The organism is Cupriavidus sp. 05T313 (assembly GCF_056396665.1).
Genome location: NZ_JBFTLX010000014.1, coordinates 1 through 12,778 on the forward strand (window position 1 = coordinate 1; position 12,778 = coordinate 12,778).

General features: G+C 63.5%; 15 protein-coding genes. 8 read left to right on the forward strand and 7 right to left on the reverse strand.

Annotated features, from left to right (window positions below; translation table 11 throughout):
- Positions 1-256 precede the first annotated feature (256 nt).
- Together AC1DKD_RS05370 and AC1DKD_RS05375 are read right to left on the reverse strand one after the other, a co-directional pair.
- Entirely contained in the window at positions 257-670 is a 414-nt protein-coding gene (locus AC1DKD_RS05370) for a GNAT family N-acetyltransferase (protein WP_477143052.1), read from the reverse strand.
- Positions 671-681: 11 nt separating this feature from the next.
- Positions 682-1,236 (reverse strand): YbhB/YbcL family Raf kinase inhibitor-like protein, encoded by a 555-nt coding sequence (locus AC1DKD_RS05375; protein WP_477143053.1) that lies wholly within the window; start codon positions 1,234-1,236, stop codon positions 682-684.
- Positions 1,237-1,445: 209 nt separating this feature from the next.
- Between AC1DKD_RS05375 and AC1DKD_RS05380 the strand changes: the two genes are divergently transcribed.
- The 4 genes from AC1DKD_RS05380 to AC1DKD_RS05395 all read left to right on the forward strand — a co-directional run bounded on the left by AC1DKD_RS05380 (position 1,446) and on the right by AC1DKD_RS05395 (position 5,148).
- Positions 1,446-1,613, forward strand: a complete 168-nt coding sequence (locus tag AC1DKD_RS05380) for a hypothetical protein (RefSeq protein WP_441627593.1) — start codon at positions 1,446-1,448, stop codon at positions 1,611-1,613.
- A gap of 509 nt (positions 1,614-2,122) precedes the next feature.
- A complete protein-coding gene (locus AC1DKD_RS05385; protein ID WP_477143054.1) occupies positions 2,123-3,778 on the forward strand; it encodes an acyl-CoA synthetase in 1,656 nt (551 codons plus the stop codon).
- A 252-nt stretch (positions 3,779-4,030) separates the two neighbouring features.
- Positions 4,031-4,780: an SDR family oxidoreductase gene (locus tag AC1DKD_RS05390; protein WP_441627597.1), complete on the forward strand. Its 750-nt coding sequence runs from the start codon at positions 4,031-4,033 to the stop codon at positions 4,778-4,780.
- A gap of 44 nt (positions 4,781-4,824) precedes the next feature.
- Positions 4,825-5,148 (forward strand): putative quinol monooxygenase, encoded by a 324-nt coding sequence (locus AC1DKD_RS05395; RefSeq protein ID WP_441627599.1) that lies wholly within the window; start codon positions 4,825-4,827, stop codon positions 5,146-5,148.
- A 58-nt stretch (positions 5,149-5,206) separates the two neighbouring features.
- Here the strand turns inward: AC1DKD_RS05395 and AC1DKD_RS05400 are convergent, their stop codons facing one another.
- The gene (locus tag AC1DKD_RS05400; RefSeq protein WP_477143055.1) at positions 5,207-6,367 is read right to left on the reverse strand and encodes a GNAT family N-acetyltransferase; all 1,161 of its coding nucleotides are present in this window, start codon (positions 6,365-6,367) and stop codon (positions 5,207-5,209) included.
- 454 nt (positions 6,368-6,821) lie between these two features.
- Between AC1DKD_RS05400 and phaP the strand changes: the two genes are divergently transcribed.
- Positions 6,822-7,379 (forward strand): TIGR01841 family phasin, encoded by a 558-nt coding sequence (phaP, locus tag AC1DKD_RS05405; RefSeq protein WP_441627603.1) that lies wholly within the window; start codon positions 6,822-6,824, stop codon positions 7,377-7,379.
- Between the two features lie 184 nt (positions 7,380-7,563).
- Here the strand turns inward: phaP and AC1DKD_RS05410 are convergent, their stop codons facing one another.
- The 3 genes from AC1DKD_RS05410 to AC1DKD_RS05420 form a co-directional block, all read right to left on the reverse strand.
- Entirely contained in the window at positions 7,564-7,710 is a 147-nt protein-coding gene (locus AC1DKD_RS05410; RefSeq protein WP_082094789.1) for a DUF3096 domain-containing protein, read from the reverse strand.
- Between the two features lie 118 nt (positions 7,711-7,828).
- On the reverse strand, positions 7,829-8,254 hold the full coding sequence (locus AC1DKD_RS05415) for a phasin family protein (RefSeq protein WP_045236975.1): 426 nt from the start codon (positions 8,252-8,254) through the stop codon (positions 7,829-7,831).
- On the reverse strand, positions 8,208-8,630 hold the full coding sequence (locus AC1DKD_RS05420) for a hypothetical protein (protein ID WP_477102693.1): 423 nt from the start codon (positions 8,628-8,630) through the stop codon (positions 8,208-8,210). Before AC1DKD_RS05420 ends, AC1DKD_RS05415 begins: the two co-directional genes overlap by 47 nt.
- Positions 8,631-8,661: 31 nt before the next feature.
- On the opposite strand from AC1DKD_RS05420, the gene AC1DKD_RS05425 reads away from it, so the two are divergent.
- Together AC1DKD_RS05425 and AC1DKD_RS05430 are read left to right on the forward strand one after the other, a co-directional pair.
- A complete protein-coding gene (locus AC1DKD_RS05425; RefSeq protein ID WP_441627606.1) occupies positions 8,662-9,438 on the forward strand; it encodes an enoyl-CoA hydratase in 777 nt (258 codons plus the stop codon).
- Between the two features lie 157 nt (positions 9,439-9,595).
- Positions 9,596-10,687: a porin gene (locus tag AC1DKD_RS05430; protein ID WP_441627608.1), complete on the forward strand. Its 1,092-nt coding sequence runs from the start codon at positions 9,596-9,598 to the stop codon at positions 10,685-10,687.
- A 133-nt stretch (positions 10,688-10,820) separates the two neighbouring features.
- Here AC1DKD_RS05430 and AC1DKD_RS05435 read toward each other — a convergent pair whose 3' ends face one another.
- Positions 10,821-11,300, reverse strand: coding sequence for a DUF4440 domain-containing protein (locus AC1DKD_RS05435; RefSeq protein ID WP_441627610.1), 480 nt, complete (start codon positions 11,298-11,300; stop codon positions 10,821-10,823).
- Positions 11,301-11,718: 418 nt separating this feature from the next.
- Between AC1DKD_RS05435 and AC1DKD_RS05440 the strand changes: the two genes are divergently transcribed.
- Positions 11,719-12,522, forward strand: a complete 804-nt coding sequence (locus AC1DKD_RS05440) for a GntR family transcriptional regulator (protein ID WP_477143056.1) — start codon at positions 11,719-11,721, stop codon at positions 12,520-12,522.
- Positions 12,523-12,778: the final 256 nt, after the last annotated feature.

Consider the following 12,778-nt stretch of genomic DNA (forward strand, 5'->3'; position numbering starts at 1 on the left):
GTCGTAGTTATGGAATTCAAGGGATTTTTTTGCACGGCGAAGCCTGTGCTGCGAAAATCTCGTGCGGCGTGAACGAAGGGACTCACCCGACCGCACACGGCAGACGGCGGAAACCGCGATACTTCGAACCTTGGTTTTTGGGCAAGAAAAGCCCGGCGTATCGGTATGAATGCCGGAGTTCGTCACTCAGGAAGAGGACGGCGAGACACGCCAGGCCCTCTCGCGAGGTGCCGGCGTGATGGCTCGGCGTGATGGCTTAGAGCTTCTTGCTCATGTAGAGCCGGAATGACCCGACAGGAAAATCCTGCAAGCGACCGAACTCCGCATAGYCGTGCCTGGCGTAGAACGGCGCGGCCTGCCATTCGAACGTATCCAGGCAGGCATTGTGCGCACCCAGTTCCCTGGCGCGCGCCTCGGCATCGATGAGCAGGCGCGAACCAAGCCCCGCGCCGCGCGCTTCCTCCGCGACCCAGAGGACGTTGATCGACAGCCACTGCATCATGACGTAGCTGTTCAGGCCGCCGACTACCTCACCCTGCCCGTTCCTGGCGACAAGCCAGACCGGCTGGCTTTCGTATTCGCCGATTGCCGCGTAGTTAAAGCGCCGCAAGCGCGCGCCAACATCCCGGGCTTCCTGTTCGGTGGCGGTACTGATCTGGACGATGGACATGAACGCGGCGGCTAACGGCTGTATTTTCCGATCACGCTCTGGCCGCCGAGCGCGTGGCCCTTTAGCGCCGACATCAGTTCCTCCCTGGTCAGCCCCGGCGGCAGCGCGGAGGGCGGAAGGTCCGTCGCAATGACGGTCAGGGTGTAATGGTGCGGCGCATCACCAATCGTGGGACAAGGCCCGCGATAGATCATCTCGCCCCTGACGTTCTTGCCTACGGTGGCGCCGTGTCCGTCGGCCTGCGCCTCGCCCTCCTTGAGCTGCCCGCGCTCGGCGGCAATGTTGTACGCAACCCAATGCGAAACGCCGAGTCCCATCGCGCCATCGGGATCCGAAAGCAGCACGGCAACCGACTTGGCGCCGGCGGGAAGATTCGACCATGACACCTGCGRCGTCACGCCCTTGCCACCGCAATCATTCGTATTGTTGCCATGCAGCACAGGGATCGTGGCGCCATCCGCAAACGACGCCGAAGACACCAGCATGCCTGCCGCATGGGCAATGCCGGCACAGGTATAAAACAGTGCGCCGGCCAGCGCCGCGAATCGTGTTMTAAGCAGTTTCATTTTTTGTCTCCGTCAATGAAATGAGTGGAATGTATGCGCAAGGCGCCGGCTAATCTGCGCGTATACCCTCTGGCATTCGCGATTGCCAGCACGGTGATTCCGGATTTACCATGGACTTGATCGTGCTCCAGGCAGTTAATGCGTCCGGACGGCGTCCGGTGATGTCATTAGATATAACGTTAAAAATATAACGATTAAAGGAGACATCCATGCAAGATTATCAAAGCCTCGTTTTTTTGTGCGCTATTGGCCTTGTATGCCTCTATGTATTGCTCGGTACACTCGCCCAATCCCGTGCGATCAAATTCGGTGCGCCGGCGATCGTCTCGGTCCTGATGCTGGCGTTCTCCGTCTCGCCTTGGCACGTGGTGGGGTAAGTCCACCCACGCGATGGGACAGGTGCCGCGGCGGCCATCCGCGTCGAGCCGCCGCGCGGAAGGCCATGCTGCGCGAACGGTCCGTTCAGTGCATTCTTGCGGGATTCGATGCCTTGCAGGCTGCGTCCGGCGCAGCCATTGCCTAGCCCGCCCTGGCGGCCCCGTCGACACGCGTGCGGGGCTCGCACCCGACTACCCGATCATTGCCCGATTGCCCGATTGCCCGGGGGCCCTCCCTTCCCAGTGACCGGATCCATCATCCGGTACACATTGTGCGATGCGGCGGCGCACAATCTTCGCGGCCGGACGTATTCGGCACAGCTTGGCTACCCCAGCCAATGCAACCCGCCCCTGTGCTGAACCATGGCGCCACTGGCAGCCACTGGCAAACGGGTTCAGCCAGGCTGGGAACTTTGGCCATTGCCGGGCGCACCGGCGTGGCCCAGAATTTCGCCAGACCCTGTCCGGACGGACGGCTGCCATTCACAAAAGAACACCAGGAGACCACCATGCGCGACTACGCCGAGGCCATCGCCGGCTTTTCCTATGAGGCATCGATCTCGGAGCGCCTCAGCGGCAAGCTCGATGCCCTCAACKCCTGCGTTGAATGCTGCGACCGCCATGCCCTGCCCGGACGCATCGCGCTGTTCTGGGAAAGCCGCGACGGCACCAGCGAGACCTACACCTTCACCCAGCTGCAAAAACTCTCCGCCCGGTTCGCCAGTTTCCTGAAGGCGCAGGGCATCGGGCCGGGCGACAGGGTGGCGGGCTTGCTGCCGCGCACGCCGGAGTTGCTTGTCACCATCCTGGGTACATGGCGCGCAGGCGCGGTCTACCAGCCACTGTTCACTGCCTTCGGGCCGAAAGCCATTGAACACCGGCTGCAGGCCTCGGGCGCCCGCCTCGTCGTCACCGATGGCGCCAATCGCGGCAAGCTGGCGGACGTGGCGAACTGCCCGGAAGTCCTCACCGTTGGTGGCGCCAAGGGCCGCGGCCTTGTGCACGGCGACTTCAGCTTCTGGGCGGAACTCGATCGCCAGCCCGCGGACTTTGAACCCGTCTTGCGCAGCGGCAGCGATCCGTTCCTGATGATGTTCACCTCCGGCACCACCGGCCCCGCCAAGCCCTTGCTGGTACCGCTCAAGGCCGTCGCCGCGTTCGCGGGCTATATGCGCGATGCGGTAGACCTGCGCCCCGAGGATGCCTTCTGGAATCTCGCCGATCCGGGCTGGGCCTATGGCTTGTATTACGCGGTGACCGGACCGCTGGCGCTGGGGCATCCCACCACCTTCTACGACGGCCCGTTCAGCATCGAGAGCACCTGCCGCATGATCGAAAAATACGGCATCACCAACCTGGCCGGCTCACCTACCGCCTATCGCCTGCTGATCGCGGCGGGGCAGGCCGTGGCCGGTCCCCTGCGCGGCAAGCTGCGCGCGGTCAGCAGCGCGGGCGAGCCGCTCAACCCGGAGGTGATCCGCTGGTTCGCCGGCGAGCTTGGCGTCACCATCCACGATCACTACGGCCAGACCGAGCTGGGCATGGTGCTGTGCAATCACCACGCGCTGCGCCACCCGGTGCATCTGGGCGCCGCCGGCTTTGCCAGCCCCGGCCATCGCGTGGTAGTGGTGGACGATGAAGCGCGCGAGCTGCCGGCTGGCCAGCCAGGCACGCTGGCGCTGGACCTGGAGCAGTCGCCGATGTGCTGGTTCGCCGGCTATCACGAAACACCGACCGGCGCATTCGTCGGCAAGTACTACCTGACCGGCGACACTGCCGAGCTGAACCCGGATGGCAGCATCAGCTTTATCGGCCGCGCCGACGATGTCATCACCACCTCCGGCTACCGGGTCGGTCCGTTCGACGTGGAGAGCGCGCTGATCGAGCATCCGGCCGTGGTCGAGACTGCGGTGATTGGCAAGCCCGATCCCGATCGCACCGAACTGATCAAGGCTTTCGTCGTGCTCGACCCGCAATACCGGCCAAGCCCGGAACTGGCCGAAGAACTGCGCCTGCATGTGCGCAACCGCCTTGCCGCGCACGCCTATCCCCGCGAGATCGAGTTCGTGGCCGAACTGCCGAAAACGCCCAGTGGCAAGGTCCAGCGCTTCATCCTGCGCAACCAGGAAGTGGCGCGGCAGCGCGAGGCGCAAGGACAGGCGTAGCGCCGCCGGCGGCAGTAACGTATGGGAGGGCGCTGCCTGGCAGCGCCCTACTTTCTTCATCACCGCTCCCCCCTCGCTTTCCTTCCCCTCCTGAACGCCTCCATGTGTGGCCGGAACCGCTTCCGGCAAGCCGCAAACACGTCCAATTCCATCGAACGAAGTCATCGACTCCTTCGCATGGATTATTGAACTACGCGGTCCATAATGCTTTCACGCACCACACACACCGATAGACGTTCCCAGGAGAACACCATGAATCGCTTTGAAGGCAAAACCGTACTGGTCACCGGCGGCAACAGTGGCATAGGCCTGGCGACCGCGCAAGCGTTCGCCGCGGAAGGGGCGCGCGTCATTGTTACCGGCCGCGATGCAGCCACGCTGGAAGCCGCCAGGCCCACGCTGGGCGCCAACGCCCTGGCCATCCAGAACGAAGCCGGCACCGTTGCCGCGGCCCGCGCGCTCGCGCAACGTCTTACCGACGAGGGCATCCGGCTCGACGCCATGTTCATCAACGCGGGCATCGCCAGGTTCGCGCCCTTGCCCGAGGTCGAGGAAGCCATGTGGGACCAGACCTTCAATACCAATGTGAAGGGTCCCTTCTTCCAGATCCAGGCGTTGACGCCCCTGTTCAACGAAGGCGCTTCCATCGTGCTCAACGGCTCGATCAACGCACATATCGGCATGCCGGCGTCGTCGGCTTATGCAGCCAGCAAGGCGGGCATCATCTCGCTGGCCAAGACCCTCTCCGCCGAACTGCTGCCGCGCGGCGTACGCGTCAACGTGATCAGCCCGGGTCCGGTCAGCACGCCGATCTACGGCAAGCTCGGCCTGGATGCCGACACGCTGGCCAACACCGCGGCCCAGATCAAGAGCCAGATTCCGCTCGGCCGCTTCGGCGACCCGAAAGAAATCGCGGCGACCGTGCTGCACCTCTCATCGGCCGAGTCGGCGTTCATCGTCGGCACCGAGATCGTGATCGACGGTGGCATGAGCCAACTGTAAGGCGGGAGCCAGCCGACCGTACCTAGCGCACAAGGAGTCTTTCCATGAGTGAAACCATTGCCTTTATCGTCCATCTGCCGGGCAAGCCGGAGCATCGCGACGAACTCGAATCCGGCCTGCTTGACGTCCTGGAGCACATGGCCAAGGAGCCGGATTTCATCAACACTTTCCTGCATCGCTCGGCCGACGATCCGGATACGCTCATCCTGTATGAGACCTGGGCCTGCAGCCGCGAGTATTTTCAAACGCATCACCTCGCGCGCCCTTACCGCAGTGCCTATGAGGCAGCGCTCCCGCGCCTGCTCAAGCGGACGCGCACGCTGGAGTTTCTCAAGCCMGTGCGCGCCTTCGAAAAGCCCGCCGCGTAAGGGCATGGAGATATCCGTTGGCTTCGGGGCGCCGGCCGCGGCGGGAACAGGGCGAAGGCTAGCCGGAAGTGGATGACTCCGTCTCCCCGCCGGCACACGCGCCACGGCGACGGCGCTGGCCGCCGCGCTCAAGCAGACGGGTCATTGCCCCGGTGGCCCAGCGCGCGCCCCGCCGCAGCCTGTAGCCCGCCAGTCCCCAATGCGTATGGACGATATGGAGGCTGACCGTAGCGCCGGTGACACCAGTGCCGCAGGACTGCTTGCCATGCTGGCCGGTGCCGAAGTTGAAATCGAAGTGGTTATCGAACGCCCACTTCACGCAGTAGTCGATCAGCAGGGCGCCGGGCGACAGCCTTGAATACGCGGCGTCGTAGGTATTCATGACCAGATCGACGCTGTTGCTCCGGATCCCAAGCAGACTGATTGCCAACGGCATGCCGTTCAGGGTCAGGACAAAAAAGCAAAAGGGCTGCGATTGCCTGCCGCCTTGCGTCATCAGCCGGATCAGGAATCTCCAGCTGTCGTCCGACAACAGCCGCGCGCTCTCTATATCGCCGTGCTCAGCCCACTGCCGCTTGTGGAGCCGCAGCCAGCCGACAAGGGACTCTGCCCGGTTGTCGCTGTGATCGAGGATCGCGACCGCGACATCACCCTGGCCCGCGATCCGGCGCCTCAGGTAATCCGGCAGCTTTTGCGTGCGCCCGAAGCGCGGGCGGCAATATGCGGGCCACTCGGCCCGCTCGCGCGGCAGAACCGCCGGGGTCGTCCCGTCCAGCCGGCAGGCAACGCGGCCACTGCTGCTTGCGCACCGGTCAAGCRGGGAGCCGCTACGGATGCGAGGCAGGTAGACCAGATCGGGTCTGGCCAAGGCAAGCATGGCTCGCCAAGTGGACGCAACCACGTCGGCCACATCCGGGCCCGGCTCCACAAGCATGTCATGGGGCGGATTGCAGTCTGGCCCCAGAGGCTGTATGAACCGCCACCACAGCTTGCGGTACATGACCAGGGGCCAGAGCGCCACGAGCCGGCCCTGCCGGCGCCCGACCACGCATTGCAGTTTGCGGCCATCGACGGTGGCGTCCAGGCTGCCGTGACAGTAGGCAAACGTCTGGAAATGCTCGCCCTTTGCCTTGTGCCACAGCGCATTCCATTCCGGCTCCAGCGCGCGAAATGCCTGGACGTCACTGATCACCTCATGCGTCACGGCGTCGGTCGTCATTTTGATTCCGTGCGACAAGAGAATAGACAGCCGCATCTTAGCGGCCGTGCCTTGCCATCGAACGTGCGCTCACCAACACAGCGCCACCGCCGTGGGCGGCGCAGGTGCGGCCTGCTGAGCCCGCCTCCTGGTCCGGGCCGAGGTCGTGATGTCACCCTGACAAGACAATGATGCCTGGCAGAGTCAAGGGCACTGTGCCGCCAAAAGCACCCCCACGAAGCGGGGGCATCCGAAAGTCGACCTTGCTGCACAGCAACAGCATGGATCCTGCTTTTGTCCGGGTATCTCCCTAGGGGCTATCCAAATAGAGGGCTCTAGAATTTGCCCTTGGATGGTGCACTGCGCAAATCAGTGATACCGCCACCCTTCCTAATCAGATATTCGACCCGGTCCGCCCGACATCACATCCCGTGCATGCCGGCCTGGCAGCCGGGCGATTCACAGGAGAACACGCATGTTCGCTTTTTCGTCCGACCAGTTCGCCGAAGCCCAGAAAGCCCATTTCGCCAACCTGTTCGCGCTGACGAATACGGCTTTCGACGGTTTCCAGAAACTGGCCGAGCTGAACCTGCAGGCAGCGAAATCGTCCCTTGCCGAAAGCCAGGGCAACATCGAGGCTGCCTTGTCCGGCGGCGACCTGAAGGACGTATTCAACGCACAGGGCAGGTTCGCGCAGCCGGCGGCAGATAAGGCACTGGCGTATGCGCGCCATGTGTACGAAATTACCTCGGGCACGCAGGCCGAACTCGCCAAGGCAGTGGAAGCGCAGTACGAACAGCACACCCGCAGCGTGCAGACCTTTGTCGACACGTTCGTGAAGAACGCGCCGGCAGGCTCGGAAGCGCTCACCGCCCTGCTGCAGCAGACGGTTGCCGCCGCCAACAACACTTACGAATCGGTGCAGAAGGCCACGAAGCAAGCCGCTGAAACGGTCAAGTCCAACTTCGAAGCATCGACCGCCGTGGCGTCCGGCGCGGCCCAGCAGGCCTCGCGCCGCACGGCCAAGCAGTAAGCATCCATGCGGCGCAGTGCGGGAGACCGCGCTGCGCCGCGGTCGGCATGGCACCGATCCCGGCAGCATGCCTGGAACCGGTGTCCCGCCCTGAGCCTGATCGCATGTGCCGGCGCTCGCCTGGTGTCGATCAGCGCGCCCGCCGTAGCTTGCCGATCGCGCAAGCGTCTTCGAAGACCGGTAGTCAGTGCAGATGCCCGCCGAACAGCCCGAGCAGGCCGATCACGATCAGGTAGATCGCCACGATGTAGTTCAGCAACCGCGGCATGACCAGGATAAGAATGCCCGCGATCAGCGAAATCAACGGGCTGGCGTTCGTGATGGCGATCATGGGGATCCCCTCCACAACGATATACGCAAAGGCATGAAACAGCGGCGCGGCTCGCCAGTGCAGGACCGCGAGCGATCCGCACTGGCAAGGCCGTCCGCAACGGGCTTATGGCTTGCGCTTACTTGCCCTTGCCTTTCATCAGGTTCTTCGCCTCTTCGATATTCTGCTCCGCGCGCTTGGTGATCACGGCCAGCGCCTCGGCTTGCGATTTCTGCGCCATCTCCGCCAGTTCGCGCATGTTATTGAACGCCGTCTGCAGACCCTGCTGCACGAATTCACCCTGCTTGGCCATCGCCTCGGCCGGATTGCCGCCGGCGGTCATTTTCTGGGCCGCGGCCTGGATCTCCTGCATGGTCTTGCTCAGTATCTCCGTCTGCTTCTGCACCAGTGCCTGCATGCCTTCGTAGGCGACCTTGTTGGCCTCCGTGATGGCGTCGATATCCTTGCGCCGCGCTTCGATCACCGAAGTCATGTCGACCCCCGGTAGCTTGTACTGCTCAAGCAACTTGCTGAAATCGGTGAACGGATTTGACGTTGTAGCCATGGTGCATCTCCTCGCTGGGGGGTAGGTGAAGCAGGAAACCGGCCGCGCCAGCCGATGGGTTTTCTATCCCAACGCCGCGCGGTAGCTCAAGTGTAGCGCGTGCCGCACGGCACTTGGAGATCATTGCGGCACCGACGCCTGCCGGGCGCCCGGCAATGCACTTGGGAACGCCGTTGCGTCCGGCACGAATCGCCCGCCACCGTTCGAATTCGGCGAACACCGCCTTCAAGACAATGAACTGGCTCCGCAGAGGTGCCGCCGATACACTCGCCCGCACTATCACTACCTGTCCCGGGGAGAGGCCATGCATCATCAGGCCGTGGCTGGCACCAAGGTGGAACGCCCCGGCCAGCTGAAGCTCGTCAAGGACATTCATTTCAACAGACCGCAGCAGGACGGACGAAGCCATGAGCCAAGCAGATACCAAACACTACGCCGGCGTGGAGATCAACGCCCTAGGCATCGCGAGCCTCACCATCCGTGAGGCGGGCTCGCTCAACATCCTGAGCACGCCGGTGATCGCCGCGCTGACCCAGGCGGTGAACGAGCTGGCCAGCCGCGACGAGATCCGCGTACTGATCGTGCAAGGCGCCGGAGAAAAAGGCTTTATCGGCGGCGCCGATATCAAGGAAATGGCGGCTCTCACCCGCGAAAGCGGCGAACGCTTTATCAGCGGCCTGCGCGGGCTTTGCGACGCGCTGCGCCACTTCCCCGTTCCGGTGATAGCGCGCATGCCGGGCTGGTGCCTCGGCGGCGGCCTGGAACTGGCACTGGCCTGCGATATCCGCATCGCCGCGGACAATGCGCGCGTCGGCATGCCAGAGGTCAAGGTGGGCATCCCCTCCGTCATCCACGCCGCGCTGATGCCCCGGCTGATCGGCAACGCACGCGCCGCATGGATGTTGCTGACCGGCGAAATCTCCGATGCCCGCGAAGCGCTGGCGTGGGGCCTGGTGAGCAAGGTCGTGCCGCTGGCGGAACTGGACGCCGAGATCGAACGCATTGCTACGCTGCTGGCTGGTTTCGGGCCTGCCGTGGTACGGCAGCAGAAGCGGCTGCTGCGCGAGTGGGAAGAGTCGTCACTGGACGTGTCCATCAATAACAGCGTGGCGGAGTTTGGCAGCGCGTTCGAAACCGGGGAACCGCAGCGCTATATGAATGCGTTTTTGCAACGCGAGCGGTAGCGCGCCGCCAGAAGCCGGGACGGGGTGAAGACTGTCCACCAGCATGAACAGTCTGTCCCGGCAGCTCCCTTTTCCACAATGTCCTTATGAGGCTACATTGACGCCGCCGCGATGACCGAGCCCTTGGGCCATCGCAAATCATAAGGAAATTCAAGCAATGAAATCTCGTGCATGGCTGGCGCTGTTGCCGCTTATCCCCGGTGCTGCGCTGGCGCAAGGCAGCATCACGCTCTACGGCGTGGTCGATGCCGGTATCGAATACCTGAGCCACGTGCCCACCGCCGGCGGCGGCAGTGCCTCCACGGTGCGGATGTCCACCGGCAATCTCTCCACCTCCCGCTTTGGCCTGCGCGGCACGGAAGATCTCGGCAGCGGCCTGAAAGGTGTGTTCGTGCTGGAAAACGGATTCGACCTGGACACGGGCAAGGTCAACCAGGGCGGCCGCCTGTTCGGCCGCCAGGCGTTCGTCGGCCTGCAGAACCCGTACGGCACGCTGACCCTCGGCCGCCATCAGACCCTGCTGTTCGACTTCTCGTCGGCGTTCGACCCGATGGTCATCTCGACGCGCTATTCATTGCTGATGCACGACAAATGGATGTCCGGCCGCGCCGACAACTCCGTCAAGTTCACGGGCACCACGGGCGGCATCTATTACGGCCTGCTCTACAGCACGGGCTATGACAGTACCGCCGGCGGAGAAATCCCCGGCGCCTCCAAAGCCGGCCGTGAATGGAGCGCAAGCCTTGGCTACGCCAATGGCCCGTTCTCGACGCGCATGGCCTACGACGAAGTACGCGGCAGCACCGCAGCCCTACAGGACAATCGCGAGCGCCGCGCGGCGGTGGGGGCAGCGTTCGCCTTCTCGCAACTCAAGGTCCTGGCAGGCTACCGCTATTACAGCGGCGACTTCACCACCAGTTCGCTGCGCACCAACCTCTACTGGGCGGGCGTGCAGTACCAGGCAACGCCGGCACTGTCGCTGACAGGCGCTGCGTACTATACGGACGTGCGCAACTCGTCGGCCGATCCCTACAGCTTTGTGCTGTCCGGCACCTACGCGCTCTCCAAGCGCACCGACCTCTACACGATCCTCGCTTATGCGAAGAACCGCGATGGCTCTGCGATGGGATTGTCCGGCTTCGGGCCGTCGCTCAACCCCAGCGCCACGACCCTCGTCAACGCCACCGAACAGGTGGGTACCGGGCAAAGCCAGCTCGGTGCGATCGTTGGCGTGCGGCATCGCTTCTGAGAATCCGCGCGCGGGCTGCGGACAGCCCGGCGCGAATCTCCCATATCGACATTGGCCCGCTTTGGCGGGCGTTTTTTAGTCTTTATCGATTGAAGCCGTCTGGCCTCCGGCCTTGCGACCCGCGCCCAACGTCTTACTTCTCCGGCATGGCCGATGAGTGATGGCTTGTAATCAGCCATTGCGCCCCATCCCAGTGATACGTATAGGTATAGCGGGCCTTAACGACGGCGCCGGTTCGGGAGAAAGTGAACGTGTAAAGCCCGGAATCGACAGCGGAATTGCACCCCAGTTCAATGCTGCGGAAGTCGATCTTTCCGGAGGGACCGTCCTGTAGGAAGTAATTGAAATAGTCCTCTCTCTCCGCGACCGTCAAGCGAGGCTTGTTGGATACCGTCGGAAGAAGAATTGAGCGTTCCGCATAGTTGGCGACCACCTTGTGGGGATCCCCTGTTTGCAGCGACCGGTTCCACCGATCGAACAACGCCGCAATCTCCTGCTCTGACGTGACCTTGCAGCTTTCCGTTCGCGATGCCTGAGCGTTGCCCGGGATACCCTGGTTCGTGGCGCATCCGGCGAGCGCAAGCGCCAGGACAGCAATGCTGGATAGTTTCATGGCAGCGTTCTCCCGAGTTGCAACCTGCAGTCGTTGCGTTGGAAGCCCGTCGTGGCGCAGGCGCCAGGCGGCAAGGTCGCGGCTGCAGCCGCGAACTCGATTCGCCTCGTGATTTCCCCGCCCTGTTAAGGCTCTGGCAGATTCTGGTGCAGTTTTCCCAGGCGAGACATCATCCAGAAGTAGGAGAGCGGCGGCGGGAACTGATAGAGCACTTGCCGGCGCGTTTGTCGAACGTGTCAGGCATTGAGCATCTCGCTGGGAAACGCCGATGCGCCTGTTCGCCAGCCGCCGCACCAATCACATGCGACGTCGAAGGAAGTGCACTACCGCACGCGTTGCCAACCGCGCGCTTGCCGCCCCACGCAACCATCGACTATGTTGAACCTCAAGGCCGACGTGGCCACTGCCATGAGGAGCGATGATGAACAGGGTCACAGGACACCTGGCCGTGCTCGTTGTCTTGGGCCTGTCCGCCTTCGATGGCGCGCAGGCATCCGACATCAACTGTAAGTCAGCGCCGGGCGCGGGATCGGTCCGCTGCGAAGACCCACACGGCAACGGGACAAGATGTACGCAGGTGACCGACAACCGCCCGCGTAACAGGCACCTGGTCTGCGATGACCCGCAGCTCTCGATGCGCTACGAGCGCATCTACGCCGAGCAGCAGAGGCTGCTGCGGACCGGCGTCACGAACGATGCCGACGTCGGCGCCTGGCGCATCGAAAGGGATGCCTGCGGCTCCGTGCGCTGTCTTGATAACCTGTTCCACCAATGGTGGCGGTGGCGGGATGCTGCCCGCATCAAGCCGGCATCGCGATCCGTCCCGCCAGGGACAACCGTTGCGGCGCCCGTCCCGCCAAAGCAAGAGCCAGCACCTGCCGCGGAAGATCGGGCGACGCCGGCTCAGTTGATTGCCATGCAAGAGAGCCCGCAACCGATCGGGCCAACACCGCCGACGGCTGCCTCCTTTCAGGCCTCGCCGACCTCGATCGCATCCGGGCAAGCTATGCCCAAGCCAGCAGGCACCGTCGGATTGCCGGGCCTGCTGACAGGCTTCGCCGCCTTCGGCATTGGCGCGGCCTGCCTGTGGAAACGCAAGCGCGATCGGCGCGCCTCGCCACAACATGAACAGCCTTGGACCCTCTCAACGTCCATGGCGATCGTCTATGGCTTGCYCATCGTGAATGCGCTGCTTCTGGCGTTCACGCTGGGGTTGAGTTAGACACCTCCCCGCTATCGGGGACGCCGCCCTCGCGCGTTCCGGGGTGTGACCAGGGAAACCGGGGCCAGGCGCTCAATGAACCTGTGTGTAGCCCTGCCGCACATGTCCAGCAACAATGCGGGCAGACCCGCCTTGCGGGGTCCATCGACGTCATGGACTTCGAACATCTCCCCAAACCACATTCCAACCAGAACGAAGTAAGGCGGCCGCATCAGACGGAAGGTTCGGTCGCTCATCGAGCTGGGCCCGAACGCGG